The sequence below is a fragment of the Cellulomonas avistercoris genome, from assembly GCF_014836445.1.
GTDB classification, from domain to species: domain Bacteria; phylum Actinomycetota; class Actinomycetes; order Actinomycetales; family Cellulomonadaceae; genus Cellulomonas; species Cellulomonas avistercoris.
This window is the reverse complement of sequence record NZ_JACSQV010000016.1, coordinates 53,603-76,841: the sequence shown is the minus strand read 5'-3', so window position 1 is coordinate 76,841 and position 23,239 is coordinate 53,603. Positions and strand designations below refer to the sequence as shown.

General features: G+C 75.2%; 25 protein-coding genes. 15 read left to right on the top strand and 10 right to left on the bottom strand.

The window, feature by feature from the left end; translation table 11 throughout:
• Positions 1–128: 128 nt before the first annotated feature.
• Complete coding sequence (phoA, locus tag H9657_RS16550; RefSeq protein ID WP_191784529.1) at positions 129–1,559, bottom strand: alkaline phosphatase; 1,431 nt, start codon at positions 1,557–1,559, stop codon at positions 129–131.
• A 204-nt stretch (positions 1,560–1,763) separates the two neighbouring features.
• Here phoA and H9657_RS16545 point away from each other — a divergent pair, with 204 nt between their 5' ends.
• Positions 1,764–2,345 (top strand): dihydrofolate reductase family protein, encoded by a 582-nt coding sequence (locus tag H9657_RS16545; protein WP_191784528.1) that lies wholly within the window; start codon positions 1,764–1,766, stop codon positions 2,343–2,345.
• Between the two features lie 41 nt (positions 2,346–2,386).
• Here the strand turns inward: H9657_RS16545 and H9657_RS16540 are convergent, their stop codons facing one another.
• A complete protein-coding gene (locus tag H9657_RS16540; protein WP_191784527.1) occupies positions 2,387–2,992 on the bottom strand; it encodes a GNAT family N-acetyltransferase in 606 nt (201 codons plus the stop codon).
• A gap of 151 nt (positions 2,993–3,143) precedes the next feature.
• On the opposite strand from H9657_RS16540, the gene H9657_RS16535 reads away from it, so the two are divergent.
• The 4 genes from H9657_RS16535 to H9657_RS16520 are packed head-to-tail and all read left to right on the top strand — an operon-like array spanning position 3,144 to position 5,449.
• Positions 3,144–3,503 (top strand): PadR family transcriptional regulator, encoded by a 360-nt coding sequence (locus tag H9657_RS16535; protein WP_318241563.1) that lies wholly within the window; start codon positions 3,144–3,146, stop codon positions 3,501–3,503.
• A 1-nt stretch (position 3,504) separates the two neighbouring features.
• Positions 3,505–3,873 (top strand): DUF1048 domain-containing protein, encoded by a 369-nt coding sequence (locus tag H9657_RS16530; protein WP_191784526.1) that lies wholly within the window; start codon positions 3,505–3,507, stop codon positions 3,871–3,873.
• Positions 3,870–4,685, top strand: coding sequence for an ABC transporter ATP-binding protein (locus H9657_RS16525; protein ID WP_191784525.1), 816 nt, complete (start codon positions 3,870–3,872; stop codon positions 4,683–4,685). The genes H9657_RS16530 and H9657_RS16525 overlap by 4 nt, the downstream gene beginning before the upstream one ends.
• Complete coding sequence (locus H9657_RS16520) at positions 4,682–5,449, top strand: ABC transporter permease (RefSeq protein ID WP_191784524.1); 768 nt, start codon at positions 4,682–4,684, stop codon at positions 5,447–5,449. The genes H9657_RS16525 and H9657_RS16520 overlap by 4 nt, the downstream gene beginning before the upstream one ends.
• Positions 5,450–5,461: 12 nt before the next feature.
• Here H9657_RS16520 and H9657_RS16515 read toward each other — a convergent pair whose 3' ends face one another.
• The 3 genes from H9657_RS16515 to H9657_RS16505 all read right to left on the bottom strand — a co-directional run bounded on the left by H9657_RS16515 (position 5,462) and on the right by H9657_RS16505 (position 7,886).
• On the bottom strand, positions 5,462–6,505 hold the full coding sequence (locus tag H9657_RS16515; RefSeq protein WP_318241562.1) for a S66 family peptidase: 1,044 nt from the start codon (positions 6,503–6,505) through the stop codon (positions 5,462–5,464).
• 75 nt (positions 6,506–6,580) lie between these two features.
• Entirely contained in the window at positions 6,581–7,423 is an 843-nt protein-coding gene (locus H9657_RS16510; RefSeq protein WP_191784522.1) for an alpha/beta hydrolase, read from the bottom strand.
• Positions 7,424–7,505: 82 nt separating this feature from the next.
• Positions 7,506–7,886: a VOC family protein gene (locus H9657_RS16505; RefSeq protein ID WP_191784521.1), complete on the bottom strand. Its 381-nt coding sequence runs from the start codon at positions 7,884–7,886 to the stop codon at positions 7,506–7,508.
• 90 nt (positions 7,887–7,976) lie between these two features.
• Here H9657_RS16505 and H9657_RS16500 point away from each other — a divergent pair, with 90 nt between their 5' ends.
• The 3 genes from H9657_RS16500 (at position 7,977) to H9657_RS16490 (ending at position 11,770) form a co-directional block, all read left to right on the top strand.
• Complete coding sequence (locus H9657_RS16500) at positions 7,977–8,546, top strand: GNAT family N-acetyltransferase (RefSeq protein WP_191784520.1); 570 nt, start codon at positions 7,977–7,979, stop codon at positions 8,544–8,546.
• A gap of 232 nt (positions 8,547–8,778) precedes the next feature.
• Positions 8,779–9,363 (top strand): hypothetical protein, encoded by a 585-nt coding sequence (locus H9657_RS16495; protein WP_225215491.1) that lies wholly within the window; start codon positions 8,779–8,781, stop codon positions 9,361–9,363.
• 1 nt (position 9,364) lies between these two features.
• Entirely contained in the window at positions 9,365–11,770 is a 2,406-nt protein-coding gene (locus H9657_RS16490) for a hypothetical protein (RefSeq protein WP_318241561.1), read from the top strand.
• Positions 11,771–11,822: 52 nt separating this feature from the next.
• On the opposite strand, the gene H9657_RS16485 is transcribed toward H9657_RS16490, so the two are convergent.
• Positions 11,823–12,698: an alpha/beta fold hydrolase gene (locus tag H9657_RS16485; RefSeq protein ID WP_191784519.1), complete on the bottom strand. Its 876-nt coding sequence runs from the start codon at positions 12,696–12,698 to the stop codon at positions 11,823–11,825.
• 158 nt (positions 12,699–12,856) lie between these two features.
• Between H9657_RS16485 and H9657_RS16480 the strand changes: the two genes are divergently transcribed.
• On the top strand, positions 12,857–13,549 hold the full coding sequence (locus H9657_RS16480) for a hypothetical protein (protein ID WP_191784518.1): 693 nt from the start codon (positions 12,857–12,859) through the stop codon (positions 13,547–13,549).
• Between the two features lie 333 nt (positions 13,550–13,882).
• Positions 13,883–15,403: an SDR family NAD(P)-dependent oxidoreductase gene (locus tag H9657_RS16475; RefSeq protein WP_191784517.1), complete on the top strand. Its 1,521-nt coding sequence runs from the start codon at positions 13,883–13,885 to the stop codon at positions 15,401–15,403.
• A 12-nt stretch (positions 15,404–15,415) separates the two neighbouring features.
• On the opposite strand, the gene H9657_RS16470 is transcribed toward H9657_RS16475, so the two are convergent.
• The gene (locus H9657_RS16470) at positions 15,416–16,090 is read right to left on the bottom strand and encodes a GOLPH3/VPS74 family protein (protein ID WP_191784516.1); all 675 of its coding nucleotides are present in this window, start codon (positions 16,088–16,090) and stop codon (positions 15,416–15,418) included.
• Positions 16,091–16,222: 132 nt separating this feature from the next.
• Complete coding sequence (locus tag H9657_RS16465) at positions 16,223–16,615, bottom strand: cupin domain-containing protein (RefSeq protein WP_191784515.1); 393 nt, start codon at positions 16,613–16,615, stop codon at positions 16,223–16,225.
• 164 nt (positions 16,616–16,779) lie between these two features.
• Here H9657_RS16465 and H9657_RS16460 point away from each other — a divergent pair, with 164 nt between their 5' ends.
• The 5 genes from H9657_RS16460 to H9657_RS16440 all read left to right on the top strand — a co-directional run bounded on the left by H9657_RS16460 (position 16,780) and on the right by H9657_RS16440 (position 22,249).
• Positions 16,780–17,670 (top strand): fructosamine kinase family protein, encoded by an 891-nt coding sequence (locus tag H9657_RS16460; protein ID WP_191784514.1) that lies wholly within the window; start codon positions 16,780–16,782, stop codon positions 17,668–17,670.
• Between the two features lie 148 nt (positions 17,671–17,818).
• Positions 17,819–19,093, top strand: a complete 1,275-nt coding sequence (locus H9657_RS16455) for an MFS transporter (protein WP_191784513.1) — start codon at positions 17,819–17,821, stop codon at positions 19,091–19,093.
• Positions 19,094–19,141: 48 nt separating this feature from the next.
• The gene (locus H9657_RS16450; RefSeq protein ID WP_191784512.1) at positions 19,142–19,792 is read left to right on the top strand and encodes an alpha/beta fold hydrolase; all 651 of its coding nucleotides are present in this window, start codon (positions 19,142–19,144) and stop codon (positions 19,790–19,792) included.
• 70 nt (positions 19,793–19,862) lie between these two features.
• A complete protein-coding gene (locus H9657_RS16445; RefSeq protein ID WP_191784511.1) occupies positions 19,863–20,690 on the top strand; it encodes a tryptophan-rich sensory protein in 828 nt (275 codons plus the stop codon).
• Positions 20,691–20,809: 119 nt separating this feature from the next.
• On the top strand, positions 20,810–22,249 hold the full coding sequence (locus H9657_RS16440; protein ID WP_191784510.1) for a calcium-binding protein: 1,440 nt from the start codon (positions 20,810–20,812) through the stop codon (positions 22,247–22,249).
• Positions 22,250–22,273: 24 nt separating this feature from the next.
• On the opposite strand, the gene yidD is transcribed toward H9657_RS16440, so the two are convergent.
• Together yidD and H9657_RS16430 are read right to left on the bottom strand one after the other, a co-directional pair.
• Positions 22,274–22,564: a membrane protein insertion efficiency factor YidD gene (yidD, locus tag H9657_RS16435; protein WP_191784509.1), complete on the bottom strand. Its 291-nt coding sequence runs from the start codon at positions 22,562–22,564 to the stop codon at positions 22,274–22,276.
• 79 nt (positions 22,565–22,643) lie between these two features.
• On the bottom strand, positions 22,644–23,183 hold the full coding sequence (locus H9657_RS16430) for a GNAT family N-acetyltransferase (RefSeq protein ID WP_318241560.1): 540 nt from the start codon (positions 23,181–23,183) through the stop codon (positions 22,644–22,646).
• Positions 23,184–23,239: the final 56 nt, after the last annotated feature.

Genomic DNA, 23,239 nt, shown 5'->3' with positions numbered 1-23,239 from the left:
TCGGGCCGACCTGTCGCGGCGCTCGTCTCGGACGTGACCTGGCTCCTCGTCGTCGTCGTCGGGCTGCTCCTGCCGCGGCCCCCCCCCCCGGGGGCGGGGGGGGGCCGCGAGCCGTCGGTCCGCTGCGCCTACCGCTCGGACGTCAGCGCCGGGGCGTCCGGGTCCAGGCGCAGCGCATCGCGGATGGTGAAGAACAGGTCGGTCTGGTCGGTCAGCCCCACGACGTTCGCCGCGCGGGGGCCGTAGGCGGCCACCCGCACCTGCGAGCCCGTGTGCCCCTGCGAGCGTCCCGCCGGCGCGGTGCCGTACGCGATCGTCATGGGCTTCTCGTCGGCCGTGAGCAGGGTGCGCGTCAGGCCGGGGGTCGTGGCACCGGCGGCCACGATCTGGCTCGAGTGCGCGTGGTCGGCCGTCACGACGACCAGGGTGTGGCCGTCCTTGCGCGCGAAGTCGAGCGCGGCCTGCACCGCCTCGTCGAGGTCGACGGTCTCGCCGATCTGCCCGCACGGGTCGGCCGCGTGGTCCTGCTTGTCGATGCTCGCGCCCTCCACCTGCAGGAAGAAGCCCGCACGCCCGCCGCGCTGCTGCAGCAGGGACAGCGCCGAGGTCGTCATCGCGGCGAGGGTCGGGCGGGTGGGTGAGGCGGCCGGGTTCGCGGTGCAGCGGACGGCGGCCTCGGCACCGCCCGTGGGGCTCGCGGGCGGCCCGACCCAGCGGGTGGGCAGGTTGCCCGGCGCGAACAGGCCCAGCACGGGCGCCTTCTGCGACGCCGAGCGGACGCCGGCGAGCCCGGCCGCGTCGGTGACGACCTGGTAGCCGCGGTCCTTCGCCTGCTGCAGCAGCGTGCGGCCCGCCCAGGGGCCGGCCGTGGCCCGCTCGTCGAACGACGCCGCGCCACCACCGAGCGTCACGTCGGCGCGCGTGCCGATGATCTGCTCGGTGATCGAGCCGCGGCCGCCGTTCTCCAGCGCGTCCCCCGGGCACTTCGCCGACGTCGACGACGGCGCGTAGCAGCCACGGTCGGTGACGTGCGCGAGCTGCACCGCCGGGGTCGCGTCCTGCAGCTCCGACGTCGTGACGACGCCCGTCCGCAGGCCGTTGGCGCGGGCGATCTCGACGAGCGTGCGCTGCGAGGAGCCGTCGAGCGCGACCGAGACCGCGCCGTTGTACGTCTTGGTGCCGGTCGCCCACGCCGAGCCGGACGCGGCGGAGTCCGTCACGTAGTCGGGGCGGCCGTCCTGGCGGTCCAGCGCGTAGGTCGTGTACTGCCCGGTCAGCGGCAGCGCGTCGATGCCGGGCAACCGCCCGGCCGCGCCGTGCTGGTAGCTGCGGGCGATCGTGATCTCGGAGTCGCCCATGCCGTCGCCGACCAGCAGGATGACGTTCCTCGCGTGGCCCCCGCGCAGCTCGTCGCGCACGGCGCGGGTCCGGTCGCCGTCGAGGCGCTGCGCGGCCCCGTGCGCGGTCAGGTCGCTCGACACGGCCCACCCGGCACCGGCGCCCAGCACCAGGGCGGCGGCCACCGCGGTGACGCCCAGCGGTCGCAGTGCTCGTCTCATCGTCGCGCTCCCTCGTCGCTCCCCCGGGCGACGCGCGTCGCCCCGGGAGCAGTGCACTCCCGGCGGGTGGCCGGGGGGTGAGCACGGCCGGAACGGGACGAGTCGGGCGCGGGGCGGGTGCGCGACGCCGGCTGGCGGACATCACCCGATGACTTCGGGCGTCGCGGCAGGTCGGGACCCACGACGACCGACGAGAGGAACGACATGACCGCGACCTACACCTTCGACGTCTTCACCAGCCTCGACGGGTACGGGTCCTACGGGCCGCCCGGCGACTGGGGCGGGTACTGGGGCAAGCAGGGTCCCGAGCTGCTGCAGCGGCGGCACGAGCTGTACGGCGGGGACCAGCGCATGGTGTTCGGCGCCACGACCTTGCGCGAGTTCGTCGCGATGCGGGCGGCCGGCGGCGAGGACTCCGAGGTGCGGGACACGTGGGTCGAGGTCATGCGCCGCCTGCCTGCGACCGTGGTCTCGTCGACCCTCACCGAGCCCGTCGACTGGCCCGACGTGACCATCGCGCACGGCGACGCGGTCGACGTCGTCGCACGGCTCAAGGAGGAGTCGGACGTGCCGCTGCGCTCGCACGGGAGCCTCTCCCTGAACTGGGCGCTGCTGGCGGCGGGCCTCGTCGACCGCGTGCAGGTCACGATCTTCCCGGTCATCACCGGCCGGACCGGCACCGCGCCGGTGTTCGGCGGCGTGGGCGACTTCGACCTGGAGCTGCTGGACAGCCGCGTGCTCGACGGCCGCACGCAGGAGCTGACGTACCGGCCGACCGCGCACTGACGGCTCGTCGTCGCGACACGACGGCGACGTGCCGGCGGGCGTCAGGCGGGGGGTCGCACCATCGTCGTCGCGGTGGCGCCGCCCAGCTCGATCGTGCCGGTCGGGCGGAACCCGAACCGCTCGTAGAGCCGGGAGCTGGCGCCGGTGGTGGCCTCGAGGTACACGGGCATCCCGGTGCCGTCGACGGCCGCGAGGCGGTGCGCGAGCAGCGCCGAGCCGACCCCGTGCCCACGCGCGGCGGGTGCGGCGGCGACGTAGGCGAGGAACCAGTGCGGGTACCGCGGACGCTGGGCGGCGAAGGCGCGCAGGCCGCGGAGAGCGGCCGGGAGGTGCCGCACGCCGACGGCGGCGACGAGCGTCGGCACCTCGCGGAGCTGCGCCCACCTGCCCAGCGCGAGGTCCGGCGGCTCCCAGACGGCGACCCCGACGACCGGGCCGGCGGCGCCGTCCCGCGCGAGGTCGACGACACCGCCGCTGGCCAGCGTCATGCGGGCGACGGCGGCGTAGATGCGGCTCAGACGCGCGGGCCGGTCGGTGTCCCCCGGCAGCATCGCGCGCATCACGGCGTCGTCGCGCAGCGCGTCGGCGAGCACACGACCTGCGGTCGGCACGTCCTGCGGGCGCGCACCCGCCACGTGGACGTCCACGGCACCTCCCCCGATGAGCACTTCTTCTCCATTGTCCCCCCACCCCGGGACGCATCGGCATGGCGAGAGCCGGTACCTAGTGTTGCCAAGCACCGGTACCTAGCGTTACTTTGTTCCAGTACCAAGTGACACCGAGTAGCAGGGACGCGACGTGGCCAGCCAGATGACCGAGATGCTCAAGGGCACGCTCGAGGGCATCGTCCTGACGATCCTCGAGGCCCGACCCGCGTACGGGTACGAGATCACCACGCACCTGCGGGACCAGGGCTTCACCGACATCGCGGAGGGCACGGTCTACGCGCTGCTCGTCCGCATCGAGCAGCGCGGGTTCGTGGACGTCGAGAAGGTCCCGTCCGAGAAGGGCCCGCCGCGCAAGGTCTACTCCCTGAACTCCGAGGGACACGCGCAGCTCGCCGAGTTCTGGCGGACGTGGACCTTCCTCGCGGGGCGGATCGACCGGCTCCGCACCGAGCGCACCGCACGTACCGAGCACGCAGACACGGAGGGCTGACATGGCCGCCAGGTGGATCGAGGCCCTCACCGGGCCGTGGGAGCAGAAGAAGCAGTACCGGCGGGACGTCGCACGCCTGCACGGCCTGCCCGAGCCGTACCGCACGGCCGCCACGGGCATGCACCGCTACCTCATGTCCACGTCGGGCCTCACCGACGGGGACGCCCTCGTCCAGATGGTCGGCGACCTCGTGGACCTGTGGGACGGCGCCGCGGCGGACGAGCGGCCCGTGCGGGCGATCGTCGGGGACGACCCCGTGGAGTTCGCCGAGAGCTTCGCGGAGGCCTACTCCGGCGAGCGCTGGATCGACAAGGCCCGGGCCCGCCTCGTGCGGAGCATGGACGAGGCCGAGCGTCGGGAGCTGCCGTGAGCACCGCGGCGGTCCAGGTGCGCGGCGTCCGGAAGTCGTTCGGCGACGTGCACGTGCTGCGCGGCGTCGACCTGGAGGTCGCGCCCGGCACCGTCGTCGCGCTGCTCGGGTCCAACGGCGCGGGCAAGACGACGCTCGTGCGCATCCTGTCCACGCTGCTGCGGCCCGACGCCGGCACGGCGATCGTCGCCGGGTCCGACGTCGTCACGGACGCCGCCGCGGTGCGCGCCGCGATCAGCCTGACCGGTCAGTTCACGGCCGTCGACGACGTCCTCACGGGCCGGGAGAACCTCACGCTCGTCGCGCGGCTGCGCCACCTGGGCGCCCCCGGCACCGTCGCCGACGAGCTGCTCGCGCGGTTCGGCCTCACGGACGCGGGCGGCCGACGGGCCGGGACGTACTCCGGCGGCATGCGCCGGCGCCTCGACATCGCCATGAGCCTCATCGGCGACCCGCCGGTGATCTTCCTCGACGAACCGACCACCGGCCTCGACCCCCAGGCACGCCTCGAGGTGTGGGCCACGATCGGCGAGCTCGCCGCCGGCGGCACGGCCGTCCTGCTGACCACCCAGCACCTGGACGAGGCCGAGCACCTCGCCGACCGCATCGCGATCCTGCACGAGGGCGTCGTCGTCCAGGACGGCACCCTGGCCGAGCTGCGCCGGCTGCTGCCGCCCGCCACCGTCGAGTACGTCGAGAAGCAGCCGTCCCTGGAGGACGTCTTCCTCGCGCTCGTCGGCGCCCGGCCCGTCGCCACCGCAGCCGCGGGCGACCCGACACCCGCCACCCCGGCCACGGAGGACCCGTCATGAGCGCCACCCACCTGGTCGCGGACACCGCGGCCCTCACCGGCCGCTCGCTGCGGCACGTCCTGCGCAGCCCCGACACGATCATCACCAGCGCGATCACCCCGATCGCCCTCATGCTGATGTTCACCTACGTCTTCGGCGGGGCCATCGACACCGGGACGCAGGGGCCCTACCTCGAGTACGTGCTGCCGGGCATCCTGCTCATCACCGTGGCGTCGGGCGTCGCCTACACGTCCTACCGGCTGTTCCTCGACATCAGCAGCGGCATCGTCGAACGGTTCCGCTCGATGCCCATCTCGCGGCCCAGCGTGCTATGGGCGCACGTGCTGACGTCGGTCGTGGCCAACCTCGCCGGCGTCGCGATCGTCGTGGCGGTGGCCCTGCTGCTGGGGTTCCGCACGGGTGCGTCCGCGGCCGCGTGGCTCGCGGTGCTCGGCATGGTCGTGCTATTCACGCTCGCGCTGACCTGGATCGCCGTGATCGCCGGGGTGTCGGCCACGTCCGTCGACGGCGCCGGCGCGATCGGGTACGTCCTGATCTTCCTGCCGTTCCTCAGCTCGGCCTTCGTCCCCACCGGCACCATGCCGGGCCCGGTGGCGTGGTTCGCCGAGCACCAGCCGGTGACCGCGGTGATCGAGACGATCCGCGCGCTGTTCGCGCAGCAGCCCGTGGGTGACGACATCTGGGTGGCGCTGGCCTGGCTCGTCGGCGTCCTCGTCGTCGCGTACGTGGCCGCGACCGCCGCCTACCGGCGCCGGATCGGCTGACGCCCCGCGCGCTCAGGCGTACGACGCCGACACGGTCCGCGTGGCACCGTCGAGCGTCATCTCCCCGCCGTACGGGACGATGAACTGCGGCCGCGTGTGACCGAAGGGCACGCCGACGCAGACGACCGCGTCGGGGTTGTAGCGCGCGACCTGCTCGACGACGGCCTCACGCTGCTCGCCCCGGCGGCGCGCCCGCTCGCCGGCGTCGAGCCGCACGTCGAACCCCGTCACGGGTGGCCGCGCGACGCACACGCCCGCGACCGCCGCGAGCAGCCCTCGCTCACCCAGCGAGCGCACCCATCGCCCGACGGTCTCGGCCGACGGCAGCTCCTCGCTCGTCTCGAGCAGCAGGATCGCGCCCTCGAGCTCGGCCGTCGGCGGGAACCGGTCCGCGAGCGCGAGCCAGTCGAGCACCTCGAGGCACCCGCCCCACGTCCGGCCCGTCACCGAGCGCGCCGGCCCGGCCCACGTCCACGGCTCGGTCGGCTCGCGCTCGCCGTGCTCGGTCAGCGCGCGCGGGTCGAGCCAGTCGTGGCCGAGGTCCTCGGACTCCCCCGGCTCGGTGAGCGTGAGCGTCTCCCCCGTCAGCAGCGCCGCGCGCAGCGAGGCCAGGTGCACGTCGTCGACGGCCGGGCCGGGCCCCAGGTGCACCTGCGTCGAACCCCCGTAGAACCCGGCCACACCCTGCTGCCACAGCCAGCTCAGCAGGTTGGTGTTGTCGCTGTAGCCGAGGAAGGGCTTGGGGTCCGCGCGCACGACGTCGGCGTCCAGGTGCGGCACGACGAGGATCTGGTCGTCGCCGCCGACGGTCGCGAGGACCGCACGGATGCCCGGGTCCGCGAAGGCGGCGTTGAGGTCGCGCGCCCGGTCCTGCGGGGAGGCGCCGAGCTGGCGCGTGGTGGGGTACTCGACGGGGACCAGGCCGGTCGCGTCGACGAGCCGGCGCATGGCCTGCTCGTGCACGGCCGGCGCGAACCCGGGCGCGGCGAACGACGGGGAGGCCACGGCGACACGGTCACCGGGGACGAGCTTGGGCGGCGCGACGAGGGACGGCACCGGCCCACCCAAGCACAGACCGGTCCTGTCGGGCCCCGTGATTCCTGCCGCCCTGCGCGCGACGGCCGGCCCCCCTCACGCCGCGCGCAGCGACCAGCGCAGCGCGTCGGGCAGCAGGACGCCGCCGTGGTTGACGCTGTGGCCACCGTCGCCGACGACCAGACGGACGTCGTACCCGGCCTCGGCCAGCGCCGCGGTGGTCCGCAGGTTCTCGGCGAACCAGTTGCGCGTGGGCGCGTCCCAGTTGAGGTCGCGGTGCGCGGCCTGCAGGAACACCCGCAGCGGCTTGCGGGGCGTGCGGGGGATCAGGCCGGGGTACGGGTTGCCGCCGGGCATCTGCGCGAAGCTCGACAGGAAGCCCACGACACGGCGGAACCGGTCGGGACGCAGCCACGCCGCGGTGAACGCCGCGTCGCCGCCGCTGGAGCCGCCGCAGACCCCCCACCGCTCGGGGTCGTCCGTCACGGCGTACCGCGTGGTGACCAGGGGGACGATCTCGTCGAGCAGGAACGTGGCGTACCGGTCGTCGAACGCGTCGTACTCGACGTTGCGGTTCTTCGGCTGCTCGGCGCCCACCACGACGCCCGGGTCGACGAAGACCCCGATCGTGCACGGGATGTCGCCGCGGTGGACGAGGTTGTCGAGCACGACGCCGCCGCGCACCTCACCGGCCGGGTCGAGGTACCACCAGCCGTCGTTGAACACCATCAGCCCCGCGGGGCAGGCCGGGTCGTAGCCGGCGGGGACGTGGATCCAGACCTTGCGCGACGTGCCCGGGTAGACCGTGCTCGACGTCCACGCGAGCTCGACCGTCGTACCGGCCGGCACGTCGGGGTGCGGCTCGGAGTCCGGGCCGTGGGCATAGCGCACGTCGTTCAGCTCGACGGGCAGGGGGCGGTACGGCACCGGTGCGGACACCCCCCGGACACTAGGCGTCGGCGGGCCCGCGGCGCGACGGTGGGCCTGCGGACCGTCCGCCGAGGCGGGACCCGCCCGCTGGTCAGGCGGTCGGCGGCTCGATGAGGTCCCAGGCCCCGCCGTACAGGTCCTCGAACACCGCGACGGTGCCGTACGGCTCGTGGCGCGGCTCCTCACGGAACCGCACCCCGTGGCTCAGCATCCGCGCGTGCTGCGCGGCGAAGTCGTCGGTCTCCAGGAAGAACGCCACGTCCGCGCCGACCTGCCGGCCGACCGGGGCGTCCGCGTCCGCGAGCGCCAGGAGCATCCCGGTGCCGCCGTCCTGCGGCCCGACGGCCACGCGTCGCCACCCGCCGTCGAACGTCTCGTCCTGCCGCACGACGAACCCGAGCGCGTCGACGAAGAAGGCCAGGGCCTCGTCGTGGTCGTGGACGAGGAACGTGACGTCCCGGAGCCGGATCATCCGGCGAGCATAGGGCCGCCCACAGCGGCATCGACCGCGTGCCGTGAGACCGACGGGCGCGGGCGCCCCCGGCACGGGAGCATCGGCGCCATGGCGACCACGACGACCCCCGTGCTGCGTGCCGGCGCGTTCGCGGACCTCCCCCAGCCGGTCCTCGCCGCCGACGACCTCGTGCTGCGACCCTGGCGTCGCGGGGACGTCGACACGGTCGTCGCCGCCTACCTGGACCCGGCCGTCCAGCACTGGCACGCCCGCACGATGAGCGCCGACGAGGCCGCCGCCTGGGTCGACCACTGGCAGGAGCGCTGGGCGCGCGACACGGGTGCGGGGTGGGCCGTCACCGCGGGCGGGGACGTCGTCGGGCAGGTGAGCGTCCGGCAGGTGCACCTGCACGAGGCGTGCGTCGGACTGTCCTACTGGGTCCTGCCGCACGCGCGGGGTCGCGGGGTCGCCGTCTCGGCGCTGGAGGCCGTCACGTCGTGGGCGTTCGGGCTGGGCGTGCACCGCGCCGACCTGGACCACTCCACCCGCAACCCGGCGTCGTGCCGCGTGGCGACGAAGGCGGGCTACGCGGCCGAGGGCACGGCCGTCGCCCGCGGCCTGCACGCGGACGGGTGGCACGACATGCACCTGCACTCCCGGATCGCCCCCACGCCCTGACGGCTCGGTGCCCTGACGTCGCGTCCGACTCCGCGGCGTACCGACGAGTAACGCCGCGATAACGATGTGCAGGCGGACGGTGCCAAGTACCTAGTACTCACTGTTCCACCCACCCGCGCGGCTGCTAGAACTTCGCTGCTCGGTCCGGCGTGGGACCAAGGTCCCGCATCGGGGCCCCGTGCGCCCCCGCCCCCGGCCCGGCGTCACTGCTCCGCACCACAACGAGGTGGTCATGATCAGACACGTGCTCGCGGGGGCTTTCCTCGCCGTACTCGCGACCCTCACCGTCCTGCTCTCCGGAGTGCTCGGCGCCGAGGTCCAGGGGGTCGCCCTGCTCGGCGCCGCCCTCGGCGGAGCGCTCGGGCTCGTGCCCGACCGGTCCCCCGGCCAGCGCGCCGGGGCCTTCGTCGTCGGCTTCGTCGCCGCGTGGATCGGCTACCTGCTGCGCGCGCTCGCGCTGCCCGACGCCCCCAGCGGCCGGGCCGTCGCCGTGCTCGTCGTCCTGCTCGTGTGCCTCGCCGTCGGTGCGGGTACGCGCGGACGACTGCCGCTGTGGGCGACGCTCCTCGGCGCGGCCGCCATGGCCGGCTCGTACGAGGCCCCGTACGCGGCCGACCCGTCCGGCTTCGCGACGACCTCCCCGGTCTTCGCGACGGCCGTGCTGCTCACCGCGGGCGCCGGCTTCCTCGCGACCGCGCTGCTCGGACCCGCCGTGCAGCTCGACCGCGAGGCCGAGCGCCAGGGCACCCCGGGGCACGCCGACCTCGCACGGGACCCCCGGCACGCCCGTCCCGCGACTGCCACCCCGGAGGCCTGACGTGAGCGCACCCGCCCCGCACCGCCCCGTTCTCCGCCCCGTCCTGCGCCGCGTCGGCGCCGCCACGCTCGGTCTGCCGCTCGCCCTGCTCGTGGCCGCACCACCCGCCACCGCCGGCGCCCTCACGGCCGCCGCGGGCGACGTCGTGGTGACCAACACCGAGACCGTGCAGGCGCGGCTCGACGCCGACGGCCGCCTCCAGGTCGCGCGCGTGTACGACCAGCTCGCGTTCAGCGGGCAGGGCACCAGCACGTTCTCCAACCCCGTCTCCACGCAGGGGCTGCGCAACCTCGACGGGTTCGGCGGCTACACGCTGCGCGACGGCGCGATGGAGGCCACCGTCGAGGTCGACGGCAGGAAGCGCCTGCGCACCGTCAGCGACTTCACGGGCGAGCTGCCCGTGAGCGTCGCCGTCGACTACCTCCTCGACGGCAAGAAGGTCTCGGCCGGTGGCGTGGTCGGCAGGTCCGGCACGCTCGAGGTCCGCTACACCGTGACCAACCTGACCACCCGGCAGGACCAGGTGACGTACGACGACGGCACGGGCAAGAAGGCCACGGCCACCGCGGAGACCGTCATCCCGTTCGTCGGCCAGCTCACCACCACGCTGCCCCCGTCGTTCACGGCGGTCACGTCGCAGGAGGCCAACATGGCCGGCGACGGGCGCGGCGGCACCAAGATGAGCTACACGATGACGCTGTTCCCGCCGATCGGCTCCCCGACGGCCGAGTTCGGGTACACCGCGCAGATCACCGGCGGCCGCATCCCGACCGCCAACGTCTCCGTGCTCCCCGTCTCACCGCTGACCAGCCCGTCGTTCAAGGGCGGCTCGGCCAGCTACCAGGGCGGCGCCGAGAGCGGCATTGCCCTCACGCAGGGCGCCACCGAGATCGACGGCAACCTGCTCAGGCTCCGCGACGGCGCCGCGACGCTGCTCGGCGGGCTCCTGCAGCTGCAGGCCGGCGCCGACCAGCTCGCGGCCGGTCTCAACGACACGGCCGTCCCGGGCGCCCGGCGCCTCGCCGACGGCGCCGCGGCGCTGGACGACGGTGCGGCCGACCTCGCCACGGGCGCCCGCTCGCTCGACGACGGTGCCGGCAGGCTCGCCACCGGTGCCGCCACCCTCGACGAGGGGCTGACCACCGCGGGCTCCAAGGTCCCCGAGCTCCTGGGCGGGCTGAGGACGGTCGACGAGGGCCTGGCCACCATGGACCGCGGGCTCGAGAAGATGTACTCCGAGATCGGCGGGGTGCCGGCCCAGGCCCAGCCCATCAAGGACGGCATCACGCGCCTGCAGGGTGGCGTGAGCGCGCTGCTCGACGGCCTGACGACGCTGCAGGGGCTGCAGTCGCAGCTCGCGACCGTCTACGGCGTCCTCGGCTCGACCACCGCGGTGGTCACCGCGGCGACCGACGCCCGGCAGATGGGAGCGCTGAACCAGCTCTTCACGGGGCTCGCGCAGCAGACCACCGACCCCGCGCAGCAGGGGCAGTTCCAGGCTCTGGCCAACCTCTACGACCCCGTCTCGTACACCCCGGCCCCCACGACGCCGGTGCCCCTGGCGCCCGCGTTCGCCGGGCTCGCCGGCGTGACCGGTTCGGTCGTCACCCGGCTGGAGGCGGCGCGCTGCGGCCTGTCCAGCTCGGTGTCCGAGGCGTGCCCGCCGGACGCGTCGGGGGAGGCGAAGGCGCCCGGGCTGCGGGAGGGCCTCGCGCAGGCCTCGGGCGGCGTCGACCAGCTCACGGCGGGCGTCGTGGACAAGGTCCGGGCCGGCGTCGGCGTCGCGGGCCAGACGAAGGACGACGGGACGCTGCGCGGCGGTGTCGCGTCGTTGACGGCCGGCGTGGGGCAGCTGTCCGCGGGCGGGCAGACGCTCGTCGGCGGCCTGGGGCAGCTGTCCGCCGGGGCGGCGTCGCTGCGGGACGGCTCCGCGCAGCTGGCGGGCGGCGCCGGTCAGCTCGTCGACGGCTCCTCGCGCCTCACCGCCGGGACGGGCCGGCTCACGGCCGGCGCGGACCAGCTGTCCGACGGTCTGCGGACCGCCGCCGACGGGTCGCTGACCCTGGCGGACGGTCTGGGCACGGCCGCGGACGGCGCGCCCGCGCTGGTCGACGGCGCGAGCCGCCTCTCGGAGGAGGGCACCTCGGTGCTCGTCGAGACCGGCGCCGCCACGGCCGCCGACTACGGCGTGAAGTACGCCGTCATCAAGGCCGGGGCGGACCGCGCCGCGAACGAGTCGATGGCGTACGGCGGCCCGGAGGGCGCGGCGTCCGTCACGGCCTACTCGATCGACATCGCCGGCGCCGAGGGTGCCGGTGCGAGCTCGGTCGGGCGCGGGATCGCCGCGGCGGCCCTGTTCGGCCTGGGAGGCGTCCTCGCCGGGGTCGCGCGGCGCCGCCTCGTCTGACGCACCGCTCGTCTGACGCACCCCTCCACACGGGCGCCGTGCCCGCTGGTCGTCAGCCCTCCGGGAGCACCTCGCGCAGCCGCGCCGCGAAGGCCTCCGGCTGCCCCGGCATCCCGAACTCGTCACCGAGGAACCCGCCGTGGTTGCTCGGGAACACGGCGACCTGGGTGCCCAGCAGGTCGGCCAGCGCGTGCGTCGCGCGCCACGTGATGATCCCCTCGCTCTCGATCCCCGCGGCCAGGACGACGCGCGTGGGCACCGCGCGCAGCGCCTCGACGTCCGGGACGTACGCCGTGACGGGCGCGGAGGCGCCCGACAGCAGCGGGTCGTCGCGCGACCCGTCGTCCTGCGTCGGCAGACCGAACTGGGCAGGGTCCGGGAGCTCGGTGAGGAAGTCCGCGGGGAACGGCCCCTGCCAGGACGTCAGCGCGATGAACGCGGCCATCCCGGCGCCCCACCCGTGCGCCTGGTACGCGGCGTCGACGCGCGCGGACGCGGCGCGCGCCTCGTCCGCGTCGGGCAGCACGTTGATCAGCGGCGGCTCGTGCGCGACGAGCGTGCGGACGTCCAGCGGGTAGGCGGCGACCCAGGCGAGCGCCGTGATCGCGCCGCCGCTGCTGCCGAACAGGTCGACCGGCCCGGCGCCGAGCTCGGTGACCAGCGCGTGCAGGTCCTGCGCCTGCACGGACGGGTCATGATCAGTGCGGCCGTCGTCCCGCGTGCTGCGCCCGATGCCGCGCGGGTCGTAGGTGACGACCGTGCGGTCGGTGAAGTGCGAGGCCAGGGTGCCGAAGCCGGTCGCGTCCATCGGCTGGCCGATGAGGACGAGAGGCGGTCGGCCGTCGGCGGTGGGCAGCGGGCCGCGCACGTCGTACGCGATGGTCGCGCCGGGTACCTCGAGGGTGCGGTAGGTCGTGGTGTCGGTCATCGGGTCCTCCCGGTCGTCCGGACGCGTGGTGCGTACTCACCCGGTCCGACCGGCCGCGTCGCCGGAACTCATCGGGGCCGACGGCCCTGTCCCCCCGTCACCGTGCGTCACCGGATGGTCCGGGTGACAACGCGGCCGACCAGGGCTGGGATGGTGTGGTGGACGACGTCGGGGCAGGACCGGGCTGCGAGTGGTCCGCCGCGGGTCCGCTCGTCGAGCCGGTGTCCGCCGTCACGTCGCTGGCGTTCGTGGTGGCCGCCGCGGTGGTCGTGGCGCTCCGGCGACGTGCCGGGCTGCACGTGCCGGCGGCCTACGTGGTGCTGGTGGCGGGCGTCGGCGTCGGGTCGGTCGTGCAGCACGGCCCCGACCCGGCGTGGTCCGACCCGGCCCACGACCTGCCGCTCGTCGGGGTGCTGTGCTTCCTGGCGACGGACGGCGTGGCCGCGCGCCGGCGCACACGGCGCCGCTGGTGGTGGTGGGCCCTGCCGACGACCGCCCTCATGGTCACCGTGGTCGTGTGGCCACGGGCCGGTGACCTGGCGCAGGTCGGTGTCGCGGTGGTCGCCGGCCTCCTGCTGGTGCTGCGGGCGCGCCGCGAACCCACCGTGCGAGGGCGGATCGCCGTCGTGCTGGGGCTGCTGGGCGCCGGCGCACTGGTGGGTTCGCTGTCCCGCACGGGCGGGCCCCTGTGCGACCCGTCGTCGGTCCTGCAGGGGCACGCCGTGTGGCACCTGGCGGCGGCGTCCGCCCTGGCGGTGCTCGCGCCGCTCGTCACCCTGGCGGGCGGGCCACCACCGACGGCCCCCGCGCCCCCTGCTCCACGGCGGGTGCACCCGCCGTCACCCGCATGATCCTCGCGACGTCCCCCTGCCGAAGCCGACCACCGCGCGCACCTCAGCGCCTGGACCGGCAGGTCGCGCCAGCGCGGGTGCTGGTCCGCGACGAGGGCGCGCACCTGCTCGGTGGTGATGGCCACCTCGTCGTCGTGCACCGTCCCGACGGTAGGCGGACGGGTCGCCCTGAGCACCAGGTTTCCCGCACGTGGGCCGCCGGCGGGCCAGGCCGATCCCAGCCGCCGACGTGACGGTGGTCGCACCCCGGCCGGTCGCGCGGGCGTCCCGCGTACCCTCGTCCCGGGCGGCGAGACCGTGACGCCCTTCTCCCCCATGCAGGACGGACGGCGCATGAGCGCGCACACGACCACCCCGGTGCCCCCCACCGACCACACCGCCGAGACCACGGCGGACGAGCAGACCGGCGTCACGCCCGCCGACTTCGCGACCTTCCTGCGTGTCATGGACCAGGTCGCCGTCCTGCCGCAGGAACACCCGCAGCACTCGGCCGCGCGCCGGGCGTCCTCCGCGCTGTTCAAGGCCGCGAAGAAGCACCGCCGCGGCGAGAAGCGCCGGCTCATCGCCGAGGCCGACGCGGCTGTCGTCGCCGCGACCGCGACGGGCAGCCCGGGCCGGATCGACGACGAGACCAACGGCGTGCCGCTGACGTCCGCGTCGACCGGTGCGACCGCCGGGACGCTGCTGCGCGCCCGCCCGTGCTACGTGTGCAAGGAGTCGTACACGGTCGTCGACGCGTTCTACCACCAGCTCTGCCCGCCGTGCGCGGCGCTGCACCACGCCAAGCGCGACGCCCGCACCGACCTCACCGGCCGCCGCGCGCTGCTCACGGGCGGCCGCGCCAAGATCGGCATGTACATCGCGCTGCGGCTGCTGCGCGACGGCGCCGACCTGACGATCACCACCCGCTTCCCGCGTGACGCCGTCCGGCGCTTCAGCGCGATGGAGGACTCCGCCGACTGGCTGGACCGCCTGCACGTCGTGGGGATCGACCTGCGCGACCCCGCGCAGGTGGTGTCGCTCGCGGACCACGTCGCCGCGCAGGGTCCGCTCGACGTCCTCATCAACAACGCCGCGCAGACCGTGCGCCGGCTGCCCGGGGCGTACTCGCGCATCGCCGACGCCGAGTCGGCACCGCTGCCGGCCGAGGCCGCGCGGATGATCACCACGTTCGGGCACACGAGCGACGCGCACCCGCGCGCGCTGGCCGGGTCGGTCAGCGAGCTGTCGAGCCCAGCGCTGGCGATCGAGCGCGCGGCGCGGGACGCGGACGAGCTCGTCGCGCAGTCCCTGACCGCGCAGGCCGCGAGCCTCGAGCGGCTGGTTGCCGGCACGTCGATCGACGCGGGCGGCCTGATCCCCGACGTCGCCGAGTCCAACAGCTGGGTCGCCACGGTCGAGCAGGTCGACCCCATGGAGCTGCTCGAGGTCCAGCTCTGCAACCAGACGGCGCCCTTCATCCTCATCAGCCGCCTGCGCCCCGCCCTGGCCGCCTCACCCGCGCGACGCACCTACATCGTCAACGTCTCGGCGATGGAGGGCGTCTTCGCGCGCGGCTACAAGGGCCCCGGGCACCCCCACACCAACATGAGCAAGGCCGCGCTCAACATGCTCACGCGCACCAGCGCGGCGGAGATGCTCACGGACGGCATCCTCATGACGGCCGTCGACACGGGCTGGATCACCGACGAGCGCCCGCACTACACCAAGGTGCGGCTGGCCGAGGAGGGCTTCCACGCTCCCCTCGACCTCGTCGACGGCGCGGCACGGGTCTACGACCCGATCGTGCGCGGCGAGGCCGGCGAGGACCTGTACGGGTGCTTCCTGAAGGACTACGACCGCTCGCAGTGGTGAGCCGCGGGGGCCCTAGGAGGTCGACGCGACGGTGGCGGCGGTGATGCCCGCCATCACGGCCGCCTGCACGGCCTCGACGGCCTTGCGCGCGGCCTCGCCGCCGACGTCACCGGCCGCGACCTGCTTGGCCCGGGCCTTGAGCTCACGGTTCGGCAGGCCGGTGCCCGGCAGGACCTTCGCGACCGCGTCGACCGCCGAGAGCAGCGCGACGAGCGAGGCCTCGTGCGGCGTCGGGGCGCGACCGACGACGAGGACCTCGTGCAGCCCGCGCCGCACCTCGGCCTCGTGCAGGGAGTCGGCGGCGGGCCACGTCGTCGTCGGGAAGATCCCCAGGACCCGGCCCTCCACGAGGCGCAGCACGCCGCGCTCCACGAGCCGCACGTAGAGCCGCTCGCGCAGCCCCTTGCGGATGCGGTCCAGGACGGCCGTGGGCGAGGCGCTGCCCGGTCCGGCGGCGCGGGCCAGCGCCTCGTCGAGGACCTCGTCACCCAGCGGCGCCGCGTCCACGACCCGCAGCGTGGTGCGGGAGAACAGGCCGTCCGAGGCGACCGCCTCCAGCCGGCCCGCGGCGGCCAGCTCGGCGATCACGGCGCCGGCCACGGCGATGTCGCGGCGCGTCCCGTCCACCAGCGACCTGCCGGTGGTGTCGTCGGTGAGCAGCAGCAGGACGTCCTCGGCCACGATCATGCGTCCACCGTACGAGCGGGCGGGCGCCGTGGGATCCGCCGCGCGACGGATCCTGCCCGGCACGGCACGGGCAGCCGTCCCCCCGCCGTACGGCCGGGGACGGCTGCCCGTCGCAGCAGGCTCAGCCCGCGCTCACTCGGTCGGCGGCTCGTCCTGCCCCGACTCCTCCGCGGCGTCCGCCTCCTCCTTGGTCGCGTGGACCGCGCCCTCGGCGTGGTCCGGCGGCCCGTAGACCGTGTAGAGGATCAGCGGGTTCTCGCCCGTGTTGACGAAGTTGTGCGTGCGGCCGGCCGGGACGACGACGAGGTCGCCCTGCGCGACGTTGCGCTGCTGCCCCGAGACGATGGCCTTGCCGGTGCCCGACACGAACGTGAGGATCTGGTCGGTGTCCTCGTGGACCTCCTCGCCGATCTCACCACCGGGCGGGATCGTCATGATGACGAGCTGCGTGTGCTCGCCGGTCCACAGCACACGGCGGAAGTCCGGGCTCTGCTCCGCGACGGTCGCGATCGTCCAGTGCTCCACAGGTGTCTCACCTCTCGCTGGGGGACGGTGTCGCTGGTCATCCTGCTGCGGGCGGCGCGATCCCGCCTGCGGAACGGGCGGTTCGTGGTCCGATGTCCCACGTGCGCGCTACCGTCCCGTCCCGTGACCACGTGGATCGTCGACGCGCTCGCCGGGGCGCCGGCATGAGCGCTCCCGACCCGACGACGCTGCTGCTCGACCGCCTGCACCGGGCGGGCATGAGCGACGTCGTCGCCGTCGAGCACGCGTCCGGGGGGCAGGCCGCGGTCGCGGGCCTGGCGCGCCGCGCGGACGGCACGTCGGTCTTCGTCAAGGGGTTCATCGAGGCGCCGTCCGACGACGCGTTCGCGGCGGAGGCGGCAGGGCTGGACGCGCTGCGGACGCTCGGCGGCGCGACGACGCCCGACGTCGTGCTCGTCGGCCCGGACCTCCTCGTCCTCGAGGCGCTGCACCCGCGGCCGGCCGACGCGGCGTTCTGGGAGCGGCTCGCGCACGTCCTGGCCCAGCTGCACACCACGACGACGCACCCCCGGTTCGGCTGGCACGACGACAACTGGCTCGGCCGCCGCCGGCAGGTCAACACGTGGCACGACGACGGCTTCGAGTTCTTCGCCCAGCACCGCCTGCTGCGGTGGCTCGACGAGCCCCGCGTCCGGGACCTGCTCGACGCCGCCGACCGCGCGGCGCTGGAACGGCTCTGCGTGCGCCTGCCGGAGCTGCTGCCCGTACGGCCTGCGTGCCTCGTGCACGGCGACCTGTGGGCGGGCAACGTGCTGGCGACCGCCGACGGGACCCCGGCGCTCATCGACCCAGCCGTGTCCTACACCTGGGCGGACATCGACCTCGCGCACGTCTGGAGCACGGCTCCGCCACCCGAGGCCGCCCGGTTCTTCGACGTCTACGCCGACCTGACCGGCCTGGACGACGCGTGGCGCGAGCGCATGCCGATCGTGCAGCTGCGCCAGCACCTGGCCGTCGTCGCGCAGTTCGAGCACGTCCGGGGGGCCGTCGAGGAGCTCCGCGCGACGCTCGCACCCTTCCGCCCACGGCCCTGACGCGGGCCGCGACCCCTGCCCCGCGGGTGCGAGGACCCACGGCGGCGTGCGTCCTGCAGGTCCGCGTTCCGCACCTGCGGCATCCCCGGGTGACGATGGCCCGGTCCGTACGCCTCACCGGTGCCCCGCACCGCCGTCCAGGAGCCCCATGCCCACGCCCTCCCCTGCCGTCCCGCGCGCCGCCCGCCGCGCCCGCGTCGCCGTGTCGACGGTCTTCTTCGTCAACGCGGTGCTGTACGCGAACCTCGTGCCGCGCCTGCCGGAGATCAAGGACCGCCTGGGCCTGAGCAACGCCGAGCTCGGCACCGCGATCGCCGCGATGCCGCTGGGCGCGCTCGCCGCCGGGCTCCTCGCACCGGCGCTGATCCAGCGCCTGGGCTCGGCGAAGGTCGCGTCGTTCGGGCTCGTGCTGCTGGCCGCGACGGTGGCGTGCCTGCCCCTGGCGCCCGCCTGGGTGGCTCTCGCGGGGCTGATGCTCGTCGCCGGGGCGCTCGACTCGGTCATCGACGTCGCGCAGAACGCCCACGGCTTCCGCGTGCAGCGCGCGTACGGACGCTCGATCGTCAACGCGTTCCACGGGCTGTGGAGCGTGGGCGCGGTCGTCGGCGGCCTGCTCGGGACCGCGGCCGCGGGCCTCGGGGTCCCGCTGCCGGTGCACCTGGCGGTCACGGGCGGCGTGTTCGCGGTCGTGGCGGTCGCCACCTACCGGTTCATGCTGCCGGGCCCGGAGGACGCCGAGCGGACCGCACCTGCCGAGCCCGCACCGGGCGCAGGCGCACCGCGCCGCCGGCCGTCCGGCCGCACCCTGCTGCCGCTCGCGGCGCTCGGCGGCCTGGCGGCGTGCGCGGCGTTCGTCGAGGACGCCGGCTCGTCATGGGGTGCGCTGTACCTGCGGGGCGAGGTCGGCACCGACGCCGCGACGGCGGGCCTGGCGTTCGTCGCGCTGTCGGTCGCGATGACGGTCGGCCGCCTGACGGGCGACCGCGCGGTCGACCGGTTCGGCCAGCGCCGCGTCGCGCTGGTCGGGGGCGCCGGGATCGCCGCGGGCATGGGGCTCGCGCTGGCCGTGCCGTCCGTGACGACGACGCTCGTGGGGTTCGCCGCGGCGGGGCTCGGCGTCGCGACCCTCGTGCCGGCCGTGATGCACACGGCGGACGAGCTGCCCGGCCTGCCGCACGGCGTGGGCCTGACGGTCGTCAGCTGGCTGCTGCGCGTCGGTTTCCTCGTCTCCCCCACGGTCGTCGGGCTCGTCGCGGACGCCACGAGCCTGCGGGTCGGGCTCCTGGGTGTGGTCCTTGCCGGGCTCACCGTGCTCGCGCTGGGCCGGTTCCTCCTCGACGCACCCGCCGCGCACGACGACGACGCGGCCGCGGGCCCCGGGACACCGCCACCGACCGCCGGACCCGCCACCGCCCCGTTCTGACCCCCGGAACAGGGTGCCGGACCCGCCCAGACTTCCTAATGTGGACATATGCATGCAGTCGAACGCGGCGAGGGCACGCCGCTGGTGGTGCTCCACGGCTTCGGCTGGGACCACCGCGTCCTCCCGTCGCTGGACGCACCCGTCCACGCGGTCGGGGGGTGGCGGCGGCTCTACCTCGCGCCGCCGGGCAGGCCGGGGTCGCCCGCTCGGGACGCGGCGAGCACGCGGGAGGTCGTCGAGGCCGTCGAGCGGGAGATCGACGCACGGCTCGGCGACGAGCCGTTCGCGGTCCTCGGCAACTCGCACGGCAGCGTCCTGGCGCGCCGCGTGGCGCACGACCTGCGGCGGCGCGTGCTGGGGCTGGCGACGCTCACCGGCGGCGCCGTGGCCGGCCCGCACCGCAGCCCGCAGCACGTCGAGACGTCCGTCGACCTGCGGTACACGCTCGAGGTCGAGCCCGAGGACGCCGCCCCCGAGCCGTTCACCGCGCCCGCGCTCTTCGTCGCCGACCGCCACGACCACGTCTCGGGGCGCTCCGACCCGGCGGCGCGGCTCACGCACTACCCGCGCGCGACGTTCGCGGCCCTCGACCCCACGGGCTACGGCGGCGACCCGGGACGCCCCGGGCCGGCGGCGGCACTGGTCGTGGACTGGCTCCTGCGCGTGCGGGCAGCCCGCTCCGGGCCTGTCGCCGTGTGATGCCACCGCGATCCCGACCTGATTCACCGTTCAAGATGCTCAGCAGGCTGAGTGTTGCCACTCTGTCCTCATGGAGACCATCACCAGCACAGCGGTCACGCAGCGCGTGACCTCTCAGGACCGGGTCCGCCAGGTCACCGTCCTCGTCGGCGCCGTCGTCGCCATCGTCGGCGCGACCGTCGGGTCCGGGGCCTTCGGCGGGCAGCCCATCGCCGAGGCCGCGGGCGGCGCCCTGTCCGCGACCGCGACACCGGTCGCCCCCGACAGCCCCGCGTTCTCCATCTGGTCGGTGATCTACACCGGCCTGGCGGTCTTCGCGGTGGTCCAGGCCCTGCCCCGCCAGGGCGCCGACGCGCGCCTGCGCGCGATTTCGTGGTGGGTGCTCGCGTCGATGCTGCTCAACGCGCTGTGGATCGCGGCCGTGCAGGTCGGCTCGGTCGCGGGCAGCGTCGTCGTCATCGTCGTCCTGCTGGGCGTCCTGGCGACGATGTACGTCAAGCTCGTGCGCCTGCCGCACACCCGCACCCTGCCGTCGGTCGTCACCGACCTCACCGTGGGCCTGTACACCGGGTGGGTCAGCGTCGCGACGCTCGCGAACACCGCGGCGTTCCTCGCCGACGCCGAGGTCGGCGAGCTGGGGCTCGGCGCGACGGGCTGGTCCGTCGTCCTGGTCTCCGCCGCCGCGCTGCTGGCCGTCACCTACGGCGCGTACGGCCGCCGCCGCCCGACCCTCGTGATCCCCGTCGGCCTGGCGATGGCGTGGGGCCTGACGTGGATCGGGCTCGGCCGCACCAACGGCCCCCTGTACGACGACACGGTGGCGACCGCCGCGTTCGTCGCCGCCGGTGTCGCGCTGCTCGCGCCGGTCGTGGCCAGCCTGGCGGCCCGCCGCCGCTGACGTCGACCTCGGCAGCACCCCGGCTGCCGGTGCGAATCACTTCAGACCTCGTCCGGCCGGTCCACGGCCGGTCCCGTCCCCCTATCGTGCGAAGCAACTGCCACAGGGGGAGCTCGACGATGAGGCGTACCCGGTTCGGCCTGACCCTTGCCACCGTCCTGGCCGCGACGCTGCTCGTGCCCGCACCGGCGTGGGCGGGCGACGTGCAGCGCGAGGAGTTCTGGCGCGTCCCGTCCGACCCGTGGCAGGTGATCGGGTTCGGCCCCACCAACGAGCCCGACGTCAGCGCCCGCGGCGGCACGCTGACGATCGGCCAGGACACGCTCGTCATGCTGCTGGAGGGCCGGTCCCCGTCCGACTGGACAGGCTCGGCGACCCGGCTGACCGGCTGGGACGTGGACTTCCGCATGCGTCTGGGCCGGGACGCCACGGTCTCGTGCTCCGCCGACGACGGCGGCACGCCCGCGACGCTCGTGTGGCTGGGTGACAACACCGAGCTCATGCAGCTGGCGTTCGGCCCGGGCGAGCTGTGCCTCACCCACCCGTGGGAGGACCGGCAGTCGATCCCCCTGGACACCCAGCGCTGGCACCGGTACCAGGTGGAGGCCCGCGGCAAGCACGTGCGGATCCTGGTCGACGGCCGCACCGTCGTGGACCGCGAGCTCACCGGCACCGCGCAGGGCACCGTGGGCCTCGGCTTCGAGACGCACCAGGGCACCTCGACGTGGGACTGGTTCCGGTACGACACCGCACCCGGGCACCGGTGCACGATCCGTGGCACGGCCGGCCCCGACACGCTGCGCGGCACGCGCGGCGCGGACGTCGTCTGCGCCGGTGACGGGGACGACCGGGTCCTCGGCCTCGGCGGTGACGACGTCCTCATCGGTGGGGACGGCGACGACACGCTGCTGGGCGGCGACGGGAGCGACCTGCTCCAGGGTGGCCTCGGGGACGACGTGCTCGACAGCGGCACCGGCGACGGCCGCGCCGAGGGTGGCTTCGGCGACGACCGGTTCGTCACCGGGGCGACGCCCGACGGCGCGCAGCAGCTCGTCGGCGGGCCCGGGCACGACGTCGCGGACTACAGCGCGCGCACCGGCGGTGTGACGATCACCCTCGACGGCATCGGCGGCGACGGCGCCCCGGGCGAGGGGGACGCGGTCGGCGGCGCCAACGGCTGGGGCCGGACGGACGTCGAGGAGGTCCGCGGGGGCAGCGGCGACGACGTGCTCACGGGTTCCGTGTGGTCATCCACGCTCGTCGGTGGGCCGGGTGCCGACCGCCTGCGCGGCAGGGACGCCGCGGACGTGCTCGACGGCGTCGACGGCGTCGAGGGCAACGACGCGCTCGACGGCGGCGACGGGGCGGACACCTGCACGGCCGACGCCGGCGACGAGATGGTCGCCTGCAACGACCCGAGCCCGTCGCCGACTCCGCGGTACACGATGCCGCCACCGCCGCCGACCACCCCGGCGGTGTCACCGTCGCCGAGCGGGCCGCCCGCCGGTACGTCGTCGCCCACCGCGACGCCGTGGCCGACGCCGGTCACGACGCCGTAGGCGCGCGCCGGTCGCTCGGCCCGGTCAGGAGCGCCCGGGGAAGCGGAAGGGGATCGGGATGCCGCCGCAGCAGCACACGCCGCTGACGTCCGTCTGCGCGAGCAGCCGCGCCGCCTGGTAGCAGGCGACGAAGCGCACGACGGTGGGGACGACCGAGCGGGCCACACCGCGACGTCGCACCAGCGTGCGCACCGCCACCGAGCACGAGGCTCCGCCGTGCGCCACCCGGTGCGCGCAGCCCCAGCCCTTCCGGGGGGACAACCGGGCCTGGTAGAGAGCGATGAGCCGGTCGACGGCTCCAGCAGCACGGGTCATCGCGACACGGTAGAACCAGGCGGCGCAGGACGCGCGGCGAGGACGCCGCTCCGGGAACGCCGCCCGGCTCGTCCCCCGCTCACTCCCGGGTGGTCGAGAACCGCAGCACCTCCGCGGACCGCCCGCCGATGTCCCGCTGCTCCGTCGGCCCCGCCTCGCAGCGGTACCCGGCGCGCTGCGCGGTGCGGACCGACGCGACGTTCCACGGCTCGACGTCCAGCACGACGCGGTCCAGCCCCGGGATCGTCCACGCGAACGCCGTCACCGCCCGCAGCGCCTGCGCCGCGACGCCGCGACCTCGCTCGCGCGGGGCGACACCGTACCCGGCGGACGCACGCCCCTCGTGCAGGTGGGCGAGCCACAGCCCCACCTGCCCCAGGGCGCGGTCGTCGGTGACGTCCGCGACGCAGAACGAGTACCCCGCCCCCGTGCGCAGACGCTCGCGCTGTCGCTCGATCCACGCGACGGCCTGCGCGTCCGTGGCGTCCGCCGGCAACGTCCCGGTCAGCGGCATGTACGGGTCGGTCGACAGGTCACGCACCATCGGGACGTCCCGCGGCTCGAACCCGCGCAGGCGCACGTCACCCCACGTCGGGGGCGGGGTCGGCAGGACGAGCACGTCGCCGAGTATCGGGCGTCGCACCACTCCCCGGCCAACCTCCCACCGGTGAGGAC

Coding starts and splice junctions, on each gene's coding strand:
- phoA (WP_191784529.1), bottom strand. CDS start 1,559: ATGAGACGAGCACTGCGACCGCTGGGCGTCACCGCGGTGGCCGCCGCC.
- H9657_RS16545 (WP_191784528.1), top strand. CDS start 1,764: ATGACCGCGACCTACACCTTCGACGTCTTCACCAGCCTCGACGGGTAC.
- H9657_RS16530 (WP_191784526.1), top strand. CDS start 3,505: ATGGCCGCCAGGTGGATCGAGGCCCTCACCGGGCCGTGGGAGCAGAAG.
- H9657_RS16520 (WP_191784524.1), top strand. CDS start 4,682: ATGAGCGCCACCCACCTGGTCGCGGACACCGCGGCCCTCACCGGCCGC.
- H9657_RS16505 (WP_191784521.1), bottom strand. CDS start 7,886: ATGATCCGGCTCCGGGACGTCACGTTCCTCGTCCACGACCACGACGAG.
- H9657_RS16500 (WP_191784520.1), top strand. CDS start 7,977: ATGGCGACCACGACGACCCCCGTGCTGCGTGCCGGCGCGTTCGCGGAC.
- H9657_RS16495 (WP_225215491.1), top strand. CDS start 8,779: ATGATCAGACACGTGCTCGCGGGGGCTTTCCTCGCCGTACTCGCGACC.
- H9657_RS16485 (WP_191784519.1), bottom strand. CDS start 12,698: ATGACCGACACCACGACCTACCGCACCCTCGAGGTACCCGGCGCGACC.
- H9657_RS16475 (WP_191784517.1), top strand. CDS start 13,883: ATGAGCGCGCACACGACCACCCCGGTGCCCCCCACCGACCACACCGCC.
- H9657_RS16470 (WP_191784516.1), bottom strand. CDS start 16,090: ATGATCGTGGCCGAGGACGTCCTGCTGCTGCTCACCGACGACACCACC.
- H9657_RS16460 (WP_191784514.1), top strand. CDS start 16,780: ATGAGCGCTCCCGACCCGACGACGCTGCTGCTCGACCGCCTGCACCGG.
- H9657_RS16455 (WP_191784513.1), top strand. CDS start 17,819: ATGCCCACGCCCTCCCCTGCCGTCCCGCGCGCCGCCCGCCGCGCCCGC.
- H9657_RS16450 (WP_191784512.1), top strand. CDS start 19,142: ATGCATGCAGTCGAACGCGGCGAGGGCACGCCGCTGGTGGTGCTCCAC.
- H9657_RS16445 (WP_191784511.1), top strand. CDS start 19,863: ATGGAGACCATCACCAGCACAGCGGTCACGCAGCGCGTGACCTCTCAG.
- H9657_RS16440 (WP_191784510.1), top strand. CDS start 20,810: ATGAGGCGTACCCGGTTCGGCCTGACCCTTGCCACCGTCCTGGCCGCG.
- yidD (WP_191784509.1), bottom strand. CDS start 22,564: ATGACCCGTGCTGCTGGAGCCGTCGACCGGCTCATCGCTCTCTACCAG.